Source organism: Mycolicibacterium nivoides, from assembly GCF_003855255.1.
Lineage (GTDB): Bacteria > Actinomycetota > Actinomycetes > Mycobacteriales > Mycobacteriaceae > Mycobacterium > Mycobacterium nivoides.
Window position 1 is genome coordinate 1786240 of record NZ_CP034072.1, and the last position, 22053, is coordinate 1808292.

Annotated in this window: 19 protein-coding genes; 7 read left to right on the plus strand and 12 right to left on the minus strand. The window is 67.1% G+C overall.

The window, feature by feature from the left end; translation table 11 throughout:
* The 3 genes from EH231_RS08535 to EH231_RS08545 form a co-directional block, all read left to right on the plus strand.
* Positions 1–1193: peroxidase family protein (locus EH231_RS08535; protein WP_277425625.1), on the plus strand; the 1193-nt coding region annotated here is incomplete at its 5' end.
* Between the two features lie 29 nt (positions 1194–1222).
* Positions 1223–2341 (plus strand): catalase family protein, encoded by a 1119-nt coding sequence (locus tag EH231_RS08540; protein WP_090432094.1) that lies wholly within the window; start codon positions 1223–1225, stop codon positions 2339–2341.
* A gap of 121 nt (positions 2342–2462) precedes the next feature.
* Complete coding sequence (locus tag EH231_RS08545) at positions 2463–5063, plus strand: LuxR C-terminal-related transcriptional regulator (protein ID WP_124712219.1); 2601 nt, start codon at positions 2463–2465, stop codon at positions 5061–5063.
* 7 nt (positions 5064–5070) lie between these two features.
* On the opposite strand, the gene EH231_RS08550 is transcribed toward EH231_RS08545, so the two are convergent.
* From EH231_RS08550 to EH231_RS08570, 5 genes are all read right to left on the minus strand, one after another.
* Positions 5071–9132, minus strand: coding sequence for a bifunctional nitrate reductase/sulfite reductase flavoprotein subunit alpha (locus EH231_RS08550; protein ID WP_124712220.1), 4062 nt, complete (start codon positions 9130–9132; stop codon positions 5071–5073).
* A gap of 119 nt (positions 9133–9251) precedes the next feature.
* On the minus strand, positions 9252–9644 hold the full coding sequence (locus EH231_RS08555; RefSeq protein ID WP_090431171.1) for a universal stress protein: 393 nt from the start codon (positions 9642–9644) through the stop codon (positions 9252–9254).
* Between the two features lie 31 nt (positions 9645–9675).
* Positions 9676–11217 (minus strand): tripartite tricarboxylate transporter permease, encoded by a 1542-nt coding sequence (locus EH231_RS08560; RefSeq protein ID WP_124712221.1) that lies wholly within the window; start codon positions 11215–11217, stop codon positions 9676–9678.
* Positions 11218–11703, minus strand: a complete 486-nt coding sequence (locus EH231_RS08565) for a tripartite tricarboxylate transporter TctB family protein (protein ID WP_206429640.1) — start codon at positions 11701–11703, stop codon at positions 11218–11220.
* Positions 11700–12683 carry a Bug family tripartite tricarboxylate transporter substrate binding protein gene (locus EH231_RS08570; RefSeq protein WP_124712223.1) on the minus strand — a complete coding sequence of 328 codons (984 nt, stop codon included), beginning with the start codon at positions 12681–12683 and terminating at the stop codon, positions 11700–11702. Before EH231_RS08570 ends, EH231_RS08565 begins: the two co-directional genes overlap by 4 nt.
* 67 nt (positions 12684–12750) lie before the next feature.
* Between EH231_RS08570 and EH231_RS08575 the strand changes: the two genes are divergently transcribed.
* From EH231_RS08575 to EH231_RS08590, 4 genes are all read left to right on the plus strand, one after another.
* Positions 12751–14376, plus strand: a complete 1626-nt coding sequence (locus tag EH231_RS08575; protein WP_409544673.1) for a sensor histidine kinase — start codon at positions 12751–12753, stop codon at positions 14374–14376.
* Positions 14369–15022 (plus strand): response regulator, encoded by a 654-nt coding sequence (locus EH231_RS08580; protein WP_124712224.1) that lies wholly within the window; start codon positions 14369–14371, stop codon positions 15020–15022. The genes EH231_RS08575 and EH231_RS08580 overlap by 8 nt, the downstream gene beginning before the upstream one ends.
* A gap of 231 nt (positions 15023–15253) precedes the next feature.
* Entirely contained in the window at positions 15254–15976 is a 723-nt protein-coding gene (locus EH231_RS08585; RefSeq protein ID WP_090431183.1) for a type 1 glutamine amidotransferase, read from the plus strand.
* A gap of 40 nt (positions 15977–16016) precedes the next feature.
* The gene (locus tag EH231_RS08590) at positions 16017–16697 is read left to right on the plus strand and encodes a phosphoribosyltransferase (protein WP_124712225.1); all 681 of its coding nucleotides are present in this window, start codon (positions 16017–16019) and stop codon (positions 16695–16697) included.
* On the opposite strand, the gene EH231_RS08595 is transcribed toward EH231_RS08590, so the two are convergent.
* The 7 genes from EH231_RS08595 to ftsZ form a co-directional block, all read right to left on the minus strand.
* On the minus strand, positions 16694–17065 hold the full coding sequence (locus EH231_RS08595) for a hypothetical protein (RefSeq protein ID WP_124712226.1): 372 nt from the start codon (positions 17063–17065) through the stop codon (positions 16694–16696). The genes EH231_RS08590 and EH231_RS08595 overlap by 4 nt on opposite strands.
* A gap of 71 nt (positions 17066–17136) precedes the next feature.
* The gene (gene wag31 / locus EH231_RS08600; RefSeq protein WP_090431189.1) at positions 17137–17958 is read right to left on the minus strand and encodes a DivIVA-like cell division protein Wag31; all 822 of its coding nucleotides are present in this window, start codon (positions 17956–17958) and stop codon (positions 17137–17139) included.
* A 207-nt stretch (positions 17959–18165) separates the two neighbouring features.
* A complete protein-coding gene (locus EH231_RS08605) occupies positions 18166–18456 on the minus strand; it encodes a YggT family protein (RefSeq protein WP_029108797.1) in 291 nt (96 codons plus the stop codon).
* Between the two features lie 179 nt (positions 18457–18635).
* Positions 18636–19274, minus strand: a complete 639-nt coding sequence (locus EH231_RS08610; RefSeq protein ID WP_124712227.1) for a cell division protein SepF — start codon at positions 19272–19274, stop codon at positions 18636–18638.
* Positions 19271–20104, minus strand: a complete 834-nt coding sequence (locus EH231_RS08615) for a YggS family pyridoxal phosphate-dependent enzyme (RefSeq protein WP_124712228.1) — start codon at positions 20102–20104, stop codon at positions 19271–19273. Before EH231_RS08615 ends, EH231_RS08610 begins: the two co-directional genes overlap by 4 nt.
* A gap of 33 nt (positions 20105–20137) precedes the next feature.
* Positions 20138–20848 (minus strand): peptidoglycan editing factor PgeF, encoded by a 711-nt coding sequence (pgeF, locus tag EH231_RS08620; RefSeq protein WP_090431193.1) that lies wholly within the window; start codon positions 20846–20848, stop codon positions 20138–20140.
* Between the two features lie 34 nt (positions 20849–20882).
* Complete coding sequence (ftsZ, locus tag EH231_RS08625; RefSeq protein ID WP_124712229.1) at positions 20883–22043, minus strand: cell division protein FtsZ; 1161 nt, start codon at positions 22041–22043, stop codon at positions 20883–20885.
* Positions 22044–22053: the final 10 nt, after the last annotated feature.

The window sequence follows — 22053 nt, forward strand, 5'->3', positions numbered from 1 at the left end:
CCTCCCAGATCTACGGGACCACACCGGCATTCGCCAGCGCCCTGCGCGCGCCCGAGCACGGCAAGCTGCGAATCGACGACTCGGGCCTGCCGCCACCCGAGGTCGAGGCGACCGCGGACCTGACCGGCACCGCGGGAAACTTCTGGGTGGGCCTGGCCCTGCTGCACTCACTGTTCATGCGTGAGCACAACGCCATCTGCGACCACCTGGCCCGGGCGTACCCCTACCTGACCGGCCAACAGCTCTACGACAAGGCACGCCTGGTCAATTCCGCATTGATGGCCAAGATCCACACCGTCGACTGGACGCCGGCGATCATCGCGCACCCGACAACGGTGACGGCCATGCGCGTCAACTGGTTCGGGCTGCTCGGCGAGCGGTTGGGCCCCCGATTCCGACGAAGCTGCGGACTCATCAGCACCAGTCCGCTGCTGCACGGCATCCCCGGCTCGCCCACCACACATCACGGCGTGCCGTACTCGTTGACCGAGGAGTTCGTCGCGGTGTACCGGATGCACCCGCTGATTCCCGACGAGTTCACCTTCCGCTCGCTGGCCGACGACAGTGTCACCGCACAGCACGAGCTACCCGAATTGTCGGTGCTCAATGTGCGTGCCCGGCTGGCCGAAAGCCCCATGGCGGACCTGTTGTACTCCTTCGGTCGCGCCCATCCCGGGGCGTTGTCGCTGCACAACTTCCCGCGGCACCTGCAGCACATGCATCGCGTCGACGGCACGCTGATGGATCTGGCCACCATCGACCTGATCCGATGCCGGGAACGGGGCGTGCCGCGCTACAACGAGTTCCGGGAGCTGTTCCGGCTCAAGCGGGTCAAGACGTTCGAGGAACTGACCGGTGAGACCGCGCTGGCGGCCGAGCTGCGCGAGGTCTACGACGACGACGTCGATCTCGTCGACCTGGTGATCGGACTGTACGCCGAGCCCAAACCACCCGGATTCGGCTTCAGCGACACCGCATTCCGGGTCTTCATCCTGATGGCCACCCGCCGGCTGGAAAGCGACCGCTTCTTCACCAGCGACTTCCGTGAGGAGACCTACACCGTGGCCGGCATGAAGTGGGTCCGGGACAACGACATGCGCTCGGTGTTGTTGCGCCACTTCCCCGAGCTGACGCCGGCCCTGGCCGGTGTGACCAACCCGTTCGCCCCTTGGAACGTCGTAGTCCCCCGCTGAATCAGAAAGGCATCCGTATGACCGAAGCCATGGCCCCCGCCGACGTACGTCGCATCGCCGCAAGCCTCGACCCGGTTCGTTACCGCGACGATCTCGAGCAACCCAAGCCCGGCGAGGCCAAGGACATCGAGAAGATCGTGAAGGCACTGCGCAAGAACAACGAACGGGCCTACAAGAAGTTCAAGCACGGCCTCCGTGACGCCCATGCCAAGAGCCACGCCATCCTGCGCGGCGAGCTCATCGTCAATCCGGACCTACCCGAGGTGCTCGCCCAGGGAGTGTTCGCCTCCGAGCGCAGCTTCCCGGTCATCGCCCGCATCTCGACCACCTCCGGGGTACTGCGCAGCGACAAGAACCGCGGCGTACGCGGACTCGGCATCAAGGCCATCGGCGTGCACGGCGAGCGCGCGATGAAGGACCCGCAGGACGCACGGAACGTCACGCAGGACTTCGTGCTGGTCACGCACGAAGAATTCCTGTTCGCCGACGCTCACGCGTACCGCAAGCTGGGGATGCTGAGCGCCACCCTGCTGGCCCGGCTGTCCGACGGCTCGATGTGGGCAGTCAGCGAACTGCTCGGCGCACTCAAGAAGATCCGCCTGCCGATACCGGAGAATCTGGCCGTGTTCGCCGCGCCCAACCGCCCCATCCTGGGCGAGACCTTCTACTCCTCCGCCCCGATCCGGTACGGCGACTACGTGGCCCGTTTCAAATACGAGCCGACCTCACCGGAGGTCAAAGTGCTTGCCGATCAGACCCTTCCGCGCAACCCCGGCCAGGACGAGCACCGCGACCTGATCATGGCGTTCTTCGAAAAGCACTCCGCGGAGTACACATTCAGCGTGCAACTGTGTCTCGACAAGGACAAGATGCCGATCGAGGACGCCACCAAGCCCTGGAAATCATCCCCGTACCTGCCGGTGGCCAAGGTGGTGTTCCCCAAGCAGAACCCGTACAGCGCACTGCGCCGCGCCTATGGCGACGACGTGCTGTCCTTCAACTCATGGCGAGGCCTCGAGGCACACCGGCCCCTGGGATCCATCAACCGGCTGAAGCTCAAGGTGTACGAGGCATCGAGCGACTTCCGGCACAAGATGAACCACATCGCCCGGCACGAGCCCTCCGACATCGCCGAACTTCCGGACTGACCCCAGCGAACGGGAAATACTTGCAATGGGAAGAACATTCGCCGCCACCCCCGACAAACACCCCCCCATCGACCCCCTGTTCGGCAGCGTTCCGGCCCCGGTGCCCCTAGACTCAGGATTCATGCCTGGTCAGTGGCAGCTTTTGGACCGGCCCGCCGAGCACGAGGCCATTCGGGCCGCCCTCAGCGGGACGGACAGCTGCGGCGTCGTCCTCGTCGGAGCCGCGGGAGTCGGCAAGACCACGTTGGCGCGCACCGTCACCGCATCGTTGAGCCGCAAGGTGCACTGGACGGCATGCACCGAGTCGTCTCGGAGCATCCCGCTCGGCGCGTTCGCCCACTGGGTGTCGTCGTCGGGATCGCGAGACCCGATTGCCCTCATCGGATCCGCACGCGAATCCCTTGTGGCCGATGGTGACACCATCGTCGGAATCGACGATGCGCATCTGCTGGACCAGTTGTCGGCGACACTGCTGCACCAGATCGCCGTGGAACGCTCCGGCCACGTGGTCGCCACCGTGCGCACCGGCGAGCCGGTACCCGACGCGGTCACCTCGCTGTGGAAAGACGGCTACCTCCAGCGCTTCGAACTCAGCCCGTTCACCAAGCAGCAGAGCATCGCCCTCATCGAAACCGTGCTCGGCGGAACCCTGGAAGGGCTCAGCGCCGACGTGATGTGGGAGACCTCGGGCGGCAACCCGCTGTTCCTGCGCAACATGGTCGAGGGCGCGGTCGACGCGGGCACGTTGACCAAGGTCAACGGAGTGTGGCAGTTCCGCGGGCCCACCGTCATTCCGTCCGGGCTGGTCGAACTGCTCGACGAGCGGCTGGCGCACGCCGGTGAGGATGTGCTGCACGCGCTGAAACTGCTGGCACTGTGCGAACCCCTGGACATCGATGCCCTGGCCGAATTGGCCGGAGAGGACGCGGTGGATGCGGCCGAGATGCGCGGCCTGATCCGGATCGTCGCCGACGACGGTCAGATCAACGTTCGTTTCAGCCACCCGCTGTTCGGCGAGGCGGTGCGCCGGCGGGTCGGCACCGCGTCGGCCCGCAAGTTGCGCGGCCGGATCGCCAAGATCCTGCACGAACGCAACCTCGACTCGCCCGCCAGCCGAATCAAGTTGGCCGAGTTGGCCATCGAGAGCGACCAGGGCACCGACATCGAACTGCTGATCACGGCCGCCAAGGACGCGGTGTTCCTGTCCAACCTTCCGCTCGGCGAGAAACTGGCCCGTGCGGCCTTCGCCCACGGCGGTGGCCTGAGCGCAGCCGCACTGCTGTCCCGGGCACTGTTGTGGCAGGGCCACCCGGTACAGGCCGACGCCATCCTCGAGCAGTTCTCCCCTGCCGACCTCAACGAGATGGAGCTCGTGCAGTGGGGCATTCCCCGGCTGTCCAACCTCTTCTGGTCCATGGGCGATGTGGCGCGCGCGGATCAGGTGCTGGCGCTCCTGCGGGAGCGGGTCACCCATCCCATCCTGAAGCTGATCGTCGATGCGACCGGAGCGGGCATGGCCGTTCACCGGAACAAGATCCCCGAGGGGCTGGAGATAGCCGAACGGGTGCTGGCAAACCCTGAGGCGCCCCGGCAGGCCGTGGATTTCGCGGCGTTCGCATCCGGCCTGTCGATGCCGTTGATCGGTCGCGGCAACGATTTCCTGCCGATCGCATCGCGGTGCCGCGCCGAGCGCAAGACCACCGACGGCATGGTCCGGATCATGGTGTTCTACGGCGAGGTGCTGGCCCTGGCCTACACCGGCCGGCTGGATCTGGCCCAGCAGCGGGCCACCGAGTACGCCGAGTTCTCCTCGGCCGGCCAGTTCGCCGGCTGGGCCATCGCCAAGATCATGGAAGGCGTGGCGGCCACGCACAGCGGTCGCTTCCGTGACGCCATCCTGGCGATCGAACAGGCCCTGGCCGCACTCAACGCCGAGAGCTCCCTGCCCTGGCAGCTGCCCGGCCGGTTGCTGCTGGCCCGCGCCTACGCCGGGGTGGGCAACCCCGCCGAGGCAGAGCGGGTACTCGACGACGCCAAGGAGCACTCGGGTGAGTTCATGGCGCTGCACGAGCCCCTTCGGATGCTCGCCAAGGCCTGGCTGGCCGCCGCCAAAGGCGGGCACCGGTCGGCCATCGACCAGGCCAGGGCGGCCGCCGATGCGGCGCACTCGTCAGGCCAGTTCGCGGTCGAGGCCGAGGCTCTGCACAGCGCGGCACGCTTCGGCGACCGCAGCGTAACCCGTCGTCTGCAGGACCTGGTCGAGCGGACGGACGGTCCACTGCCCGCCCTGTACGCCCGGCACGCCGCAGCCGTGGCCGCCGCCGACCCAGTCGAACTGGACAAGGTGGCCACCGCCTTCGAGGAAGCCGGCTTGCTGCTGTCTGCCGCCGACTCGGCCGCCCAGGCGGTGCCCCTGCACGACAAGGCCGGGCATCGCCGCAACAGCACCGAATCCGCCGCTCACGCACTGCAATTGGCGTCGAAGTGCGGTGGTGCCGCCACCCCGGCGATTCGATCGGCCGCCCGCCCACTGCCGGTGACGGCGCGCGAACGCGAGGTGGCCGGGCTGGTCGCCCAGGGGCTGTCGAACCGCGACATCGCCGAACGGCTGACCGTCTCGGTCCGCACCGTGGAGGGTCACATCTACCGGGCCTGCATCAAGCTTGGTGTGGCCGACCGTGATGAGCTCGCCAAGATCGTGTGGAACGACTTGGCTCAATGACGCGAGCTCAGTAGACGTCGCGCACGTACCGCTTCTGGGCCACCAGTTCCCGTTTGTAGTCGCGCGCGGCGTCCTCGGACATCCCGCCGTGGATGCGCAGGATCGTGGTCAGCGTCGTGTCCACGTCCTTGGCCATCCGGGAGGCGTCACCACAGACGTAGAAGTGGGCGCCGTCGTCCAGCCAGCGCCACACCTCGGCACCGCGGTCGAGCATCTTGTGCTGCACGTACACCCGGTCGGCCTGATCGCGGGAGAACGCCAGGTCCAGCCGGCTTAAGAACCCATCAGCAGCCATCTCCTCAAACTCGTCGCGATAGTAGAAGTTCTCGCTGCGGTGCTGATCACCGAAGAACAACCAGTTGCGGCCGCCGTGCCCCAGCGCCCGGCGCTCCTGCAGGAATCCCCGGAAGGGCGCCACGCCGGTGCCCGGGCCGACCATGATCATCGGCGTGCCCGCATCCTCTGGCGGCCGGAAATGCGGTGAGCGTTGCACAAACACCGGCGCGGCAGCGGCCCGGTCTGCCAGGAAGGTGGAACACACCCCGCCCCTGGCCGAGCCGCCGGCCCCGCGGTAGCGCACCACCGACACCGTCAGCTGGACCTCGTGCGGGCTGACCAGCGGGCTCGACGCGATCGAGTAGTTGCGCGGGGTCAATCGGACCAGGACCTCTTGCCACTGTTCGGGTTCGGCGCGCACCGCGAACTCGCTCACGACGTCGAGACCGTTGCGGTTACGCAGCCAATTGCTGCGCCGCTCACCCGAATTACGCAAGATCTTGGCCGCGGACTTGTCGGCGCAGGAGTCCGCGACGAACCGCAGCAGGTCCGGCGTCACCCGGCAGATGTCGTAGGAAGCGATGAGGGCATCGCGCAGCGACTGCTCGACACCGTCGACCTCGATCACCGAGTCAGGGTTGAGCGCGGTGGCCGCAAGCCAGGAGTCGACCATAGCCGGATCGTTGCTGGCATAGACACCCAGTGAGTCACCGACCGAATAGCTCACGTCGTACTCGGAGATGTCGAAGCCGAACTGGCGGACCTCCTTGGCCGCGCTCGCCGTCGTCAGCAGGTCGTTGCGCGCCAGCACGGCCAGAATCGGCTTGGCCCTGGTGAATTCGTCGGGTTCGGTGGGGATGACGGTGCGGGTGCCGCCGCCGGCGATGGCAGGGACCGGCGTGGCTCCGGTGAGCGCCGTGGTGACCGAATCGACCCAGCGTCGCAACGGCTCGTCGTCGTAGGCCTCGCAGTCGGCGCGCTCGAGCAGCTTGGTGGCACCCAGATCGGCCAGCCGCTGGTCCAGGGATTTCGCATGCCCGCAGAAGTTGTCGTAGGACTTGTCACCGATGCCGAGCACCGCATAGCGAACCCCGTGCAACTGCGGGGCGTCCCGGGCCTGCAGCCGGCTCCAGAAGTCGGCGCCGTTGTCCGGTGGGCCACCATCGCCGAAAGTACTGGTGACCACCAGGATGTCGCGTGCGGCGGCCAGGTCGGCCAGCGCGAGGTCATCCATGTTGACCAACGACGCACCGTCGATGCGGCCCGCCAGCCCGGCCGCGAACTCCTCGGCGGTGCCGGTCTGTGAAGCCCACAACACCAGCGGCCCGCCTGGCACCGAAAGCTCGCTCGGCACGCCGTCGCCGGCCCGCGAGTAGCGTCCGGCCAGCACCCCGTCCACCCAGAGCCGCACCTTGTTACTGATCGGCGCCACGTCCGGAAGTACCGGCACTCCCGCCGGATCTTGCGGAAGGCCGGTGAAAAATCCGGCCAGGTAGATCTTTTCGTCCTGGCTCAGGGCCGGCTTGTGCGCGGCACTCAATCCCATTTCCGCGGCCAGCGAATGCAGCGCCGGCGTGCCGTCGACCGACCGGACCGGACGCAGGCTGACCGCGCATACCTTGAACTCAGGCTGTAACGAGTCCGGGTCGACGGCGTCGTTGGTCACGGCGTTCACGGTCAGGTACTCACCGTGTTCGTCGTTCCAGTGAAACGGCGCAAAGCAGTTGCCGGGCCGCACCCGGTCCGACAGCACCGCGGGGAGCACCGCGCGCCCCCGCCGGGACGTCAACTCGACCGGTTGCCCCTCCACGATGTCGAGTTCCAGGGCGTCCAGCGGGTGGATTTCGACGAACGGCGCGGGGTTGAGCTTGTTGAGCTTGTCCACCTTGCCGGTCTTGGTCATGGTGTGCCATTGATGTTGCAGCCGACCGGTGTTGAGCACCATCGGATAGTCGTCATCGGGCAGTTCCGCGGCATCCATGTGCGGCCGGACGTGGAAGACGGCCCGCCGCGACGGCGTCGCGAAGGCCAGCCGGGGCCGGTGGCCGTCGGCGTCGACGAACAGCTCCTGGCTGATGCCGTCGTTGAGGTAGCGGATCGGGTGCCGGTCGTCCTCCCCACCGGGGCCGTCGACCGGTGGAACCGGCCACTGCAGAGGGCTCTGGCGCAGCCTCTCGTAATCGGCGCCGCGCAAGTCATATCCGGTCTTCGGGTTGGCGAACTCGCGGATCTCGGCGAAAATCTCTTCTGCGGACTGGTAATCGAAGTGTTCGGCGAACCCCAGATGCGCGGCCACCTGGCAGATCAGCTGCCAGTCCGGCCGGGCCTGCCCCAGCGGGGCGACCGACGGAGACAACAGCGTCAGGTTTCGTTCCGAATTGACCATGACGCCTTCGGATTCCGCCCACAACGCGGCGGGCAGCAGGATGTCCGCGTAGTGATTTGTGGCCGTGGACCGGTAGGCATCCTGGACGACGACCAGCTCGGCGGCCTCCAGACCGTTGATCACCGTCTTGCGGTTGGCCACGCTGGCAACGGGATTCGTGCAGATGATCCAGCAGGCCTTGATCAAGCCCTGCTCCATCTGCTCGAACATGCCGATGGTGCCGGGACCGACCTCGGAGCGGATGGTGCCGGGCGCAAGCCCCCACCGGGTTTCGACGAACGCCCGGTCATCGGCTGCGAATACCGCCCGCTGGCCGGGCAGACCCGGCCCCATGTACCCCATTTCACGGCCGCCCATGGCGTTGGGCTGACCGGTCAACGACATCGGCCCGCTGCCCGGGCGGCAGATGGCGCCGGTGGCCAGGTGCAGATTACAGATCGCGTTGGTGTTCCAGGTGCCGTGCGTGCTCTGGTTGAGCCCCATGGTCCAGCAACTCATCCACTCCCCTGCCTCGGCGATCATCGCTGCGGCAGTGCGGATGTCGGACTCGGGGATTCCGGTGATGTCGGCGACCCGGTCCGGTGGGTAGTCGGTCAGGAACTCCGGCATCGCCTCCCAGCCCGCGGTGTGCTCGGCGATGAACTCATGGTCGATGTCGCCGCTCTCCACCAACAGGTGCAGCAGGCCGTTGAGCAGGGCCAGATCGGTTCCCGGTTTGATCTGCAGGAACAGGTCGGCACGTTCGGCGGTCGCGTTCCGCCGCGGGTCCACCACGATCAGCTTGGCGCCGGCCTTGAGCCGATCGGCCATGCGCAGGAACAGGATCGGATGGCAGTCGGCCATGTTGGCACCGGTGACGAAGAACAGGTCGGCCCGGTCGAAGTCGGTGTAGGAGCCCGGCGGCCCGTCGGAGCCGAGCGACTGTTTGAACCCGGTCCCCGCACTCGCCATGCACAACCGGGAATTCGACTCGATGTGCACGGTACGCAGGAAACCCTTGGCGAGCTTGGTGGCCAGGTACTGCGCCTCCAGCGTCATCTGTCCGGACACATACAGGGCGACGGCGTCGGGGCCGTGCTCGTCGACGATGGCCCGCAGCCGGCGCCCCGCCTCGGCTACCGCGCCGTCCACCGGTCTCGGCAGCAGTTCATCGGCACGCGTGGGCCGCAGCAAAGCTGACGTGAGCCGGTCGTCGTCGGCGGCCATCATCTCGGCTTGCATCGCCCCCTTGGTGCACAGCCGGCCGAAATTCGTGGGGTGCAGCTTGTCGCCGCTCACCCGGGCGATCACCGTGCGGCCGTCATCGACCCTGGTAGTGACCTCGATACCGCAGCCGACGCCACAGTACGAACACGCAGTCCGGTGTGTCGTGTCCGGAACCGAACCCGGAGCCGCGCCGTCCGCCATGCCCCCATCGTGCGGTGAGGGTGTTGTCGGATCTTTCCAGCGACGTTATCGCCACGAAAACTGATCCTCACCGGGCGAAGATGCGCCGTGTGAGGAGAATAATCCCAGTTCAGACCATGTTAGTGATGCTCGGGTTTGACCGCCAGAACCGGTTTGGGGCATTCCAGCAGCAGTTGTTGCGACACGCTGCCCAGCAACAGCTTGCCCACCGGGCTGCGGTGCCGGATACCGATCACCAGCAACTCCGCATCGGCGGCGTCCATCGCATCGAGCAGTTCGGTGGCCGCATCGACCCCCACCGGCTGGCGCAACTCGAACGGCACGCCGCTCTCGCGTAGCCGTTCCTCGACATCGTGGACCTGACCGGAGCGGGCGAACCGGGAATCCACATAGGCCTCGCCCGAGGTCGCGTTGATCACCAGAAGGCCGGTGCCCCGCAGGGCGGCCTCGGCGATGGCGTGCTCGACAGCGGCGATGCCGAAGACGTCCGCGGTGTAGCCGACAACGATCATGAGTTCTCCTCGCGCAAGCGCTCGTCGGTTGTCATGCTTGGGTCGCCTTCTCCTGCTGATCCGCATCATCCTCGACGATCAACAGCGTCTCCTCACTGCGGTGCATCAGCTTGAGCACCAACGGCATCAACAACAAGATGGCCATGAGTACATAGGTGACGATCGCGACGGGCTCGGTGAACAGGCTGGTCCAGTCACCGCCGCCGAGCTGCAGGCTCTGGCGCAGTTGCCGTTCGATGCGGGGGCCGAGGATCACCCCGATGATCAACGGCAGCACCGGCAATCCGAATCGGCGCATCATCAAACCGAGCAGCCCGAACACCAGCAGCAGGACCAGATCCAGGGGTTGCACGTTGACAGCGAACGCCCCCAGCGTGGCGAAGAACAGGATGCCCGCGTACAGGTACGGCCGCGGCGTGCGGAGCAGCTTGGCCCACAGCGGCGCCAGCGGCAGGTTGAGCACCAGCAGCAGGAAGTTCCCGATGAACAGGCTGGCGATCAAGGTCCAGATCAGCAGCGGTTCCTTCTCGAAAAGCGTTGGACCGGGCTGAATCCCATAGGACACGAACGCCGTCAGCATCACCGCGGCGGTGGCGTTGGTGGGCAGCCCGAGCGACAGCATCGGCACCAGGGTGCCCGCCGCCGAGGCGTTGTTGGCCGCCTCGGGTCCGGCCACACCCTCGATGGCGCCCTTGCCGAACTCCTCGGGGTGCTTGGAGAGCCGCTTCTCGGTGATGTAGGACAGGAACGTCGGCAACTCGGCGCCTCCGGCCGGCAATGCGCCGAACGGGAACCCGTAGGCGGTGCCACGCAGCCACGGTTTCCATGACCGGCCGAAATCCTCGCGGCTCATCCACGGCCGCCCCACCGGAATCACGTCCGCGGGCCGGCGGCGCAGATGCGCCGCCACCCACAGCGCCTCGCCGAGTGCGAAGATCGCCACCGCGATCACCACGATGTCGATGCCGTCGGACAACTGGGGCAGGCCGAAGGTGGCGCGCGGCTGGCCGGTGAGGAAGTCGATGCCGACCACCCCGATCGCCAGCCCGAGGAACAGCGAGATCGCACCGCGCAGCTTGGAGGAACCGAGCACGGCGGTGACCGCGACCAGGGCGAACAGCATGATCGCCAGGTAGGACGGCGCACCGAGGGTCACCGCGAACCGCGAGATCGGCGGCGCGAAGGCGGCCAGCAGCGCGGTGCCGATCGCGCCCGCCACGAAGGAGCCGATCGCTGCGGTGGCCAGCGCCTGCGCGGCTCGGCCGGCCTTGGCCATCTTGTTGCCCTCGATCGCGGTGATCACCGACGAGGATTCACCCGGGGTGTTCAGCAGAATCGAGGTGGTCGACCCGCCGTACATCCCGCCGTAGAAGATCCCGGCGAACATGATGAAGGCGGCGCTGGGGCTGACGTTGTAGGTCACCGGCAGCAGCAGGGCCACCGTCATGGCCGGGCCGATGCCCGGCAGCACGCCGACCGCGGTACCCAGCAGCACGCCGATCACGGCGTACATCAGGTTCATCGGGGTCGCGGCCTCGGCGAACCCCTGAAGCAGCCATTCGAAGTTACCCATTTACAAAATCCCGTCCAGAATGCCTGCGGGCAGCGGGATTCCGAGCCCGGAGTAGAACGCGTAGAAGCTCCCCACCGACAGCACCGCGCCGATCGCGAGGTTCCGGATGTAGTGGCGATTGCCCAGAATCGTTGCCGCCCCGGCGAACAGCAGTGCACCGGTGATGGCCCATCCCAACGGCTTGACCAGGACGATCACCAGCACGAACAGTCCGACCAGCAGTCCCACCGTGCGCCAGTCCCCCGGCATGTTCGGGTCGACGTCCTCACCGGCGTCCGCCTCACCGACCGATCCGCGCGGTATCGCGATCGCCAGGATCATCGCGAGCACGATCAGGACGATCCCGATCCCCAGCGGAAATGCCCGCGGCCCAACGGGGTCGACCTTGGCGAACCCGCCGGTCAAGGTCAGCGCGTCATAGATCAGGAATCCGCCGACGGCCACCAGGACCGCACAGACCAGATACTGGGTCTTGTCGACCTTCACAACAACCCCAATTCGTTCAGCGTCGTCGAGACGCGCTTGTCCTGATCACGCAGGAACTGTTCGAAGTCCGCGCCCGTGCTGAACGCGTCACTCCAGCCGTTCTTCACCAGCGCGTCGCGCCACTGCTGGGTGCCGTGCAGATCGGTCAGGGCCTGCACCATCGCGTCCCTGGCCTCACCGGAAATTCCTGGCGGCGCGAGTATTCCGCGCCAGTTGGTGAACGTGAGGTCGATACCGGCCTCGGTCAGGGTGGGCGCATCGATCCCGTCCACGCGTTCGGCCCCCGACACCGCCAGCACCCGGACCTGGCCGGCCTCGATCTGGTCGACGAATTCGCCGAGTCCGGTGGTGCCCGCCGCGATCTTCTTGCCCAGCAGGGCCGTCAGCAGGTCACCGCCGCCGTCGTAGGTGATGTAGTTGACCTTGCTCGGGTCGACTCCGACCGCGCGTGCGGTTTCCATCGGGAACAGGTGATCGGGTCCGCCCGGCGACGATCCGCCACCGATCGTGACCTTGGCCGGATCGGCCTTCCACGCCGCGACCAGATCGCCGATGGTGCGGAACGGCGAATCCCCCGGCACCAGAATGCCTTCCTGCTCCTCGACCATCTTGGCCAGTGCGGTGGCGTCCGAGGCGCGCGCCGAGGAGCCGTTGGTGTACACGGCTCCCACCACGCCGAGCCCCATCATCATCATGAGGTCGTCGTTGCCCTTTTCGTTCATCAGCCGGGCCATCGCGACAGTGCCGCCGGCCCCGATGACGTTGAATACCTCGATGCGCCCGGTGATATCGGTGTCTTCCATGATCTTCACCGCGGTACGCGCCGTCAGGTCGTAGCCGCCACCGGGACTGTTGGGCACCATCATGCGCAGTCGGTGCAGGCCGCGGGATTGATCGCCGCGGGTGACACCGCACGCCGTCACCAGCATCAGTGCGACCACGGCCACCATCAGCGCGGCACCTAGACGTCGAAACCTCATGTTCAGCAATACTGGACCCACGACGTGACGTAGGTCACCCATTCGGACGCAAAGGAAGTTTTGTTCGTTGAGTTCACTGGTCGGGCGTTCATCAACGTCCGCGCGGACGCGGTCGCTGCGGGGCGGCAGCCTGGCCGGTCGGTTCCTCGTGTTCCAGCTGCTGGTGGTCGCGGTGGTGCTGATCGCGGTGGCCGCGGTGTCGGTGACGCAATCCACCCGTGAGTTCCGCGATGTGCGCGGGCAGCGGATGATCGCGGTCGCCGAGAACGTGGCGTCCACGCCGATCGTCCGGGACCGGTACGACGACCCGTTCGCCGCCCAGGTCCTGGCCCCCGAGGTCGACCGCGCGGTGGCACTGTCGGGCGCCGAGCTGGCCGAGATCACCGATCCGGCCGGAGCTGTGCGGGTGTCGTCGGATCCGGCCCGCGTCGGGCAACGACTCGACCTCAGTACCACCCGGGCCGACGAAGGCCGCGCCTGGTCCGGCGACTCCGACGTCGACGGCACGCATCGCCTGGTGGGACAGGTGCCGATTCTGGCCGCCGACGGGGCGGTACTCGCGATCGTCTCCGTCAGCGAGGGCTACCCGTCGGTGTGGGAATTGTTGGGCGGCGCCGGCGAACGCCTGCTGATCTACCTTGGACTGGGCGCGACACTCGGGATGCTCGCATCGTGGTTGTTGTCACGCCGCATCACCCGCCACACCCGTGGCCTGGACATCGCCGAGATCGCCAGCCTGGCCGATCACCGGGAAGCGCTGCTGCACAGCATCCGTGAGGGCGTGGTGGCCGTGAACAACGAGGGAGTCATCACGGTGGTCAACGACAGCGCATCCGATCTGCTGGGTATCAGCGCGGATGCGGTGGGCCGCCGTGCCGACGAGGTCGGACTGGAACCGGCCGTGGTGGCATTCCTGTTGTCCGGCGGAGGAACTCGCGCCGACGATTCCGATGTGGTGATCACCACCCGTACCCGGGTGCTGGCGCTCAACCGCCGTGCGGCACGCAGCCAGGGCCAGCGCATCGGTACGGTGACCACCATGCGCGACAGCACCGAGCTCGCCGCACTGCAGGCACAACTGTCCTCACACCGCAGCGTGACCGATACGCTGCGGGCGCAGACCCACGAGTTCTCCAATCAGCTGCACACCATCTCCGGGCTGGTTCAGCTGGGCGAGTTCGATGCGGTCCGCGATCTGGTGGGCACCCTGACCCGGCGCCGCGCCGAGATCAACGAGGCTGTCACCCAACATGTTTCCGATGCCGCGGTGGCGGCTCTGCTGATCGCCAAGACATCGCTGGCTGCCGAGAGCGGAGTCACCCTCGCCCTGACCGGCGACAGCCATCTCAGCGCGCTCGACCCGGCCCTGGCGACCGACGTGATCACGCTGCTGGGCAATCTGATCGACAACGCCGTCGATGCGTCCGTCGGCTCGGCGGCAGCACAGGTGACGGTCCGCATCGACGACTCGGCCGGGCTGCTGCTGTCCGTCTCGGATTCGGGACCCGGTGTGCCCGAACATCTTCGGGAATCCATCTTCTCGCGCGGCGTCACGTCCAAGGCCCACGTACCCGGCGGCAGGGGCATCGGACTGGCCCTGGTACGCCTGGTGACCGCCCAGCACGGGGGCGACGTCGAAGTCACCGACGCCCCCGGTGGCGGCGCCCTGTTCCTGGTGCGGCTCCATGCGTGACGTACTCGTCGTCGACGACGACTTCATGGTCGCCGAGATACATCGCCGCTTCGTCGACCGCATCGACGGATACCGCGCGGTGTCCGTGGCGCGCAACGGAACCGAGGCCCTGGTAGCAGCCGCCGATCTCCGTCCCGACCTCATCCTGCTCGATGTCTACCTGCCGGACATGACCGGGTTGGAGGTGCTGCGACGTCTCCGTGCCGAGGGCAACCCCGTGGGCGTCATCATGGTCACCGCCGCCCGCGAGCTCGACACGGTACGCGGCGCGTTGGACGGCGGGGCCGCCGACTACCTGATCAAACCGTTCGACTTCGATCAGTTGCAGGCGAAACTGGCGGCCTTCGCCGCGCGCGCGGAGGCGCTGGCCGCGGCAGGCGGCGCGGATCAATCGACCATCGACGCGCTGTTCGGCGCCCCGGCCGCTGCCGTCATGCCCAAGGGGCTCGGCGCGGAAACCGGCCGGCTGGTCATGGACGCGGTACGTGCGTCAGGCGAGGTATCTGCCACGGAATGCGCTGAACTGGTTGGTATTTCACGTGTCAGCGCGCGGCGCTACCTGGAGCATTACCTGAGCATCGGGGCGCTCGAGCTGCGCTTGCAGTACGGCGCGGGCCGACCCGCGCGACGCTATCGGGCCCGTTGAGGGGCCCCCCGGCGCCGAAACTACGGGTTATGCCGAGAATTCGGCGTTTCCGCATCAACAACCGTAGTCTCGGCGCGGCCAGAACTGGGGTAGCACGCTACTCACGACCCGACCTGGCCGGGCTCACCAACCCGGCCGGGACCCGGGTCGCGGTGACCTTCGAGGCGGCCTGAAGGTCCAATAACTGGACCTGAAGTGCGGGCCGCCTCGGGCGACCGAAATAATGGCGGCGTGACATCGAAGGTTCTGTTCCTGCGCAACGACCCAACGGCCACCGAGGCCATGCTGGCCGACGTCTTCACCGAATGCGGATTCGGCATCGACACGTTCGACGTCATCGCGCCCGGGCGGGACGACGACCCCACCGGCGACGTGGCGTTCCCCGACCCGACTGACTATGACGTGATCGTTCCGCTCGGCGCTCGTTGGGCGGTCTACGACGAATCCCTGGTCAACAGCTGGGTCGGCGCCCAGATGGCCATGGTGCGCCAGGCCGTCGACGCCGGGGTCGGCGTGCTCGGGGTGTGCTTCGGCGGACAACTCATCGCGCAAGCCTTCGGCGGATCGGTCAGCAGGTCGCCGGCGCCCGAGGTGGGCTGGTACGACGTGCTCACCGACGACGAGGGGCTGGTTCCGGGTGGCCGGTGGTTCCAGTGGCATTTCGACCGCTGGACACTTCCGCCCGGCGCCACAGAGATCGCCCGGACGCCCGATGCCTCACAGGCATTCGTCCTGGGCACGGCACTGGCGCTGCAGTTCCACCCCGAGCTCGATTCCGACCTGCTGGAAGTCTGGTTGGCCCACGACCGCGACGGCGACGCGGCTGGAATCGGGCGCACCCACGACGAATTGCGCTTGCAAACAAAGGAATTGAGCGAGGATGTGGGCGCCCGGCTGAACACGCTGGTCCGCGGCTTTCTGAACCGGGTGGTCCGGGCGCAGCCGTCGACGTAGGCTGACATCAGCCGGCGAAAATGTCCCGGCGACAGCGCTGATGAACGCCTGGAGTCTGCGAGCGAGCAGAGAACGCATCTACCAGGATCGCCACGAAGCGGGCCGGGTCCTGGCAGAACAGCTGGTGTCCTACCGGGATCAACCCGACGTCCTCGTCCTGGGCCTGGCCCGGGGCGGCGTCCCGATCGCCTGGGAAGTCGCCTCCCACCTGCACGCACCACTGGACGTCTTCGTGGTCCGCAAGCTGGGCGTACCGCAGTGGCAGGAACTCGCCATGGGCGCGGTGGCCTCCGGCGGCGGCTTGGTGATCAACGACGGCCTGGTGGATCGCCTCGGCATCGACCAGGACACCATCCTCGAGACGATCCGGCGCGAGACCGCCGAAATCGAGCGCCGGGAACAGGCCTACCGCGGAGGACGTCCCGCACCCGACCTGTCCGGCCGGACGGTGATCCTGGTCGATGACGGCATCGCCACGGGCGCCACCATGCTGGCCGCGGTCCGCGCCGTGCGGGCGGCCCGGCGGGTCGTGGTGGCCGTGCCGGTCGGGCCACCGACCCTGAGCAGCCAACTACGGGATGAGGCCGACGACGTGGTGTGCGCCAGTACCCCGCCCCAGTTCGACTCGGTGGGTCAGGCGTTCGTGGATTTCCACCAGGTCAGCGACGACGAGGTTCGCCGTCTGCTGGCCGAACCCACCACGGAGCCGGGCGAGAGTTAGTTCTTGTACTTCTCTGTGGAATCGTCGGCCTCGACGTCGACGTCTGCGGCGTCGGGCTCCACAACGACATCTGATTCAGGCTCGGCGACCAACTCGTCGGGATAGTCCACCGGCTCCTCGACCGCGTCGAAGGTCTCGGTCGTTTCGGTGGCGTCGGCATCAGGCTTATCCGAGGCCGCGACAGCGTCTTGGCCGTCGCCGGCCTTCGATCCGCGCGAGCGTTCCCGCAATGCGTCGACGATCAGCAGCAGCACGCCGATCACGCTGGCACCGATACAGACCCAGGCGATCAACTCGTTACTGGTCACCACCGCGGTCACCAGCGCGGCCAGGCCGATGACGGCAAGCACGAGCGCAATGATCAACATCGTTCAACCCTAAGTGTGGTGGCCCGGGATCGGGCCGGTTCACGACAGTGTGAGGAAGTCAGCCTTGCCGGCTAGTTGTTGCCGCGGTTGAACTGGCTGAAACCACCGGCCGAGTCGTTGTTGGCGCTGGAATCCACCGGTGCGGCCGAACCGCGCTGGCCCAGCTCTTCCAGCTGAGACTCCAGGTAGGTCTTCAGACGCGTCCGGTACTCACGCTCGAACGTCCGCAGCTGCTCCAGGCGGCCTTCCAGGACCGTGCGCTGCTGGTTGATCGTGCCCATGATCTCGGAGTGCTTGCGCTCGGCGTCGGCCTGCAGGGCGTCGGCCTTCTCCTGGGCCTGACGCAGCTGGGTCTCCGAGCGGGTCTGCGCGTCGGCCAGCATGGCGTCGGCACGCGTGCGGGCCTCCGAGACCGTGGTCTCGGCGGTCTTGCGGGCGTCGCTGACCATGGCGTCGGCCTGGGCGCGGGCATCCGAGAGCAGCTTCTCCGACTCGGCCTTGGCCGTGGAGGTCAGGCGATCGGCAGTGTCCTGCGCCAGGCTGAGCACCCGGGCGGCACGTACGGCGGTGTCCTCGCTGGGCGGCGCGGCAGGGGCAACCGGCGCCGGCGGGGCCTCGTACACCGGCTGGGGCGCCGGGGTCGGCTCGGGCTCCGGCTCGTAGAGCGGGATGGACTGAGTGGACTGGGCGCCACCGCCGGCCCGCGCCGATGCCAGCTCCTGATCGAGCTCGGACACCCGCTGCCGGAGATCGGCGTTCTCCTCGATGAGCCGAGTCAGCTCGTTCTCAACCAGATCGAGAAAGGCGTCGACCTCGTCCTCGTTGTAGCCACGTTTGCCGATGGGCGGCTTGCTGAACGCGACGTTATGGACGTCCGCTGGTGTGAGCGGCATTGTCTGCCCCCTTGAAGTCTTGGACCGTCAACCGATCTCAAAGTGTAAAGCCTTGCTTGATCGCAACTGGAGTCCATCCTGTCACACCAGACCCGGCGGTTGCAGTGGAGGCCTATTTTTAAGAACGAATTTCAATCTTCTTACGCAATTGTGGACCATCCGGCAAACGGCGAGATCGCGTCTCCCCCGCCTGCTCGCGTCGACGGTCTACATGGCCGCGTTGAACGCCAGCTGCATCCCGATGAACGCCGCGAGGAGCAGCACCATGATCGACAGATCGAAGCGCACGGCGCCTATCGTGAGCTGGGGAATGAGCCGCCTCAGCAGTTTCACGGGCGGATCGGTCACGGTCATGATGACCTCAAGCACGACGACGGTCAGACCCTTGGGGTGCCAGTCGCGGCTGAACGACCGGATGAACTCGACGACGACGCGCGCGATGAGCAGCAGCCAGAAGATGAACAGCGCGAAACCGAGAATTTCGAAGAACAGCGACAACTGAGCCGACCTCACTACAGCAGGATGTGTGACATTGGATACAGGCCGCCGTAAGGCCGGACACATCTCACACAGAAGACGTGGTCAGCCGATAGTGCGACGCCGCCAGCCTACCCGGGCCCCATCCTGGGGATCAGGTAGCGCGGCGGCGGCGCCGTGCCGCGACTGGCGTCGCGGCGCTACTGGTAGGCGTAGAACCCGGCCTCGGCGATCCGGCGCCGCTGTTCGGCACTGACATCGACGTCAGCCGGCGACAACAGGAAGACCTTCGTGGCCACCTTGTCGAACGAGCCGCGCAGCGCGAACGCCAGGCCGGCGGCGAAGTCGACCAGCCGCTTGGCGTCGGCGTTGTCCATCGACACCAGGTCCATGATCACCGGCGTGCCGTCGCGGAAGCGTTCGCCGATGGTGCGCGCCTCGCTGTAGTCCTTGGGCCGCAGCGTGGTGATCTTCGCCAGCGGGCTGCCCGCCTCGAACAGTTCGGCCATCCGGCGGGGATCCATCGCGAGCGAACCGCGGGTGGATCCGGCCAGTCCACCGAGACGCGGTGCGGGACGGTCGAATTCGCGGGGGCCCCGCATCCGGGCATCGAACCGCTGCTCGTCGGCGAAACCGCCCGAGTAGCCACCTCGGTAGGCCGGCCCCTCGTCGTACTCGGGAGCCTCGTAGCCGTAGCTGTCGTCCTCGAAACGCTCGTCACGGGGACGACGGGCGTAGCTGCGGGCAGCGCCACGGTCGTCGTCCTCGTAGTACTCGTCGTCGTAGTCCTCCATCGGCGCCATGCCGAAGTAGGCCTTGACCTTGTGCAGTGTGCTCATCTCGGCGACCCTTCTGCGGACGGTGGGGGTGGTGATGTCTGTGATGAAGATGTGACTGGAGTGACTACTGCGGGTGACGTTAGCGGGCGTTGCCCCATGAGCGCGGTACCGACACGCACACATGTCGATCCGTGTTTGACCGCGCTTTCGAGATCTCCGGACATCCCCGCCGACAGTTCGAGCCGGTGCTGGTAGTCGCGCTGCACCCGGTCCCGCTCGGCGGCCAGACGTGCGAACGCGTCGTCGGGATCCCATTCCAGCGGCGGGATTCCCATCAGTCCGACGAACTCCAATGCCTCCGCGGCGTTCGCTGACGCACAGATTTCGTCGACGAGGCCCGAGGCATTCACATCGACACCGCCCCGTTCGGTATCGCCGTCCAGACTGATCTGGATATAGACGCGCAACGGCTGGGGCCGGCGGCCGGCGGCCAATGCGTCGCCGGCGGCCCGGTCCAGCGCCGTCAGCAGGCGGGTGCTGTCGACCGAGTGCGCGGTGTGTGCCCACCCCGCGACGGCCCGCGCCTTCTTGCGCTGGATGCGCCCGACCATGTGCCAGCGAATCGGCACATCCGGCAATTCCGCGCGAACAGATTCGACTTTCTCGGCGGCTTCTTGTTCGCGGGATTCACCAAATGCGAGGCACCCTAATTGATTGAGAATAATGACATCGGAGGCCGGAAAGTATTTCGTGATCGGGAGTAATTCAATTTCATTGACATTTCGCCCGACAGATTCTGCGGCGCGCGCCAGGCGCGCCCGCGCCGCTCCGAGCGCAGCGGTCAACTCGGCCGTCCGATCCGCGTCACGCCCGCGCTGCACGGTGCTCATCTCACCCTCACTCCAGACCCATCCGGGGATCGTTCACCGGCGCTGCTCCATCCACACCACACTCGCCAGGCGCCCGGTCGGTGCATCACGGCGATGACTGAACAGCGCGCGGTCGGCGACGGTGCACCGCGGGTCGACGTCGATCGCGGTGACACCCAAAGCCGTTAACTGCCGGGCGATTCCGGCCCGAAGGTCCAAGCCCGGCGTGCCACGCGAGGTGCTGGTGCGCGAGCCGGGCAGCACCGCCTCCACTTCGGCCGCCATCTGTTCTGGCACCTCATAGTTGGCGCCGCTGACCGCGGGACCGAGCAGCACCGACACGTCCTCGGCACGTGCACCGGCGGCCTGCATCACCTCCAGGGTCCTGGCCACGATGCCTTTCTGGGCGCCGACCCGTCCGGCATGGACGGCCGCAATGACCCCGGCGCGCGCGTCGCCCATTAAAACCGGGACGCAATCGGCGGTCACGACGACCAATGCCAAACCCGGGGTCGTCGTCACCAATGCGTCGGCATTATCGACCGCGGTGTCGCGCGGGCCGTCCACGGTGACGACGTGATCGCTGTGAACCTGATTCATCCAGACCAGCGCGTCGGCCCCGACGGCGGCGGCCAGCCGCCTCCGATTCTGGGCCACGGCCGCAGGATTGTCGCCGACGTGGTCGCCGAGGTTGAACGAATCGAAGGGCGGTGCCGAGACGCCGCCGGCGCGGGTTGTCGTCACCCGCCGAATACGAACACTCACAATCCCAGTATCCGAACCCGCCGCCGGGCCCGGCTCAGTGCCGCATGAACGGCGGCACGTCGACATCGTCGTCGGCGATCCCGCCGTCTCCGTCGCCACCGACGCTCACGGTGGCGCCATTCGTGTGGGCCGGGACGCTCACCGCGTCCGTCGGCTCGAACAACGACGTGGTCACCTTGCCCGCCCGCGCCGAGGCGATCGGCTGGGTCTGCGCCGCGCTCGGGCCGACCACCGGCTTTCGGCTTGGCCCGGCGCTGTCGAAGCCCGCCGCGATGACCGTGACCCGAACCTCGTCGCCGAGTGAGTCGTCGATCACCGTGCCGAAGATGATGTTGGCCTCGGGATGGGCCGCATCCTGCACCAGCGAGGCGGCCTCATTGATCTCGAACAGGCCCAGGTCACTGCCGCCGGCCACCGACAGCAGCACGCCCTGCGCGCCTTCCATCGAGGCTTCCAGCAGTGGCGAGTTGATCGCGATCTCGGCCGCCTTGAGCGCGCGACCGTCGCCGCGGGCCGAGCCGATACCCATCAGCGCCGTGCCCGCCCCGCTCATCACGCCCTTGACGTCGGCGAAGTCGACGTTGATCAGGCCCGGTGTGGTGATCAGGTCGGTGATGCCCTGAACGCCGTTGAGCAGCACCTCGTCGGCGCTGCGGAAGGCGTCCATCAACGACACCGCGGCATCGCCCATCTGGAGCAGCCGGTCGTTGGGGATCACGATCAGGGTGTCGCAGCTCTCGCGCAGCGACTGAATACCGTTCTCGGCCTGGTTGCTTCGCCGCTTGCCCTCGAACGAGAACGGCCGCGTCACGACACCGACGGTGAGCGCTCCGAGCTTGCGTGCGATCGATGCGACGACGGGTGCGCCACCGGTTCCGGTGCCGCCGCCCTCACCTGCGGTGACGAACACCATGTCGGCGCCGCGCAGCAGCTCCTCGATGTCGTCCTTGGCATCCTCGGCGGCCTTGCGGCCCACCTCGGGGTCCGCGCCGGCGCCGAGTCCACGGGTGGAGTCGCGGCCGACATCGAGCTTGACGTCGGCGTCGCTCATCAGCAGTGCTTGTGCGTCGGTATTGATCGCGATGAACTCAACGCCCTTGAGGCCCTGTTCGATCATCCGGTTGACGGCGTTGACACCGCCGCCACCGATACCAACCACCTTGATTACCGCGAGGTAGTTATGCGGGGGGGTCATCGATCGTCTT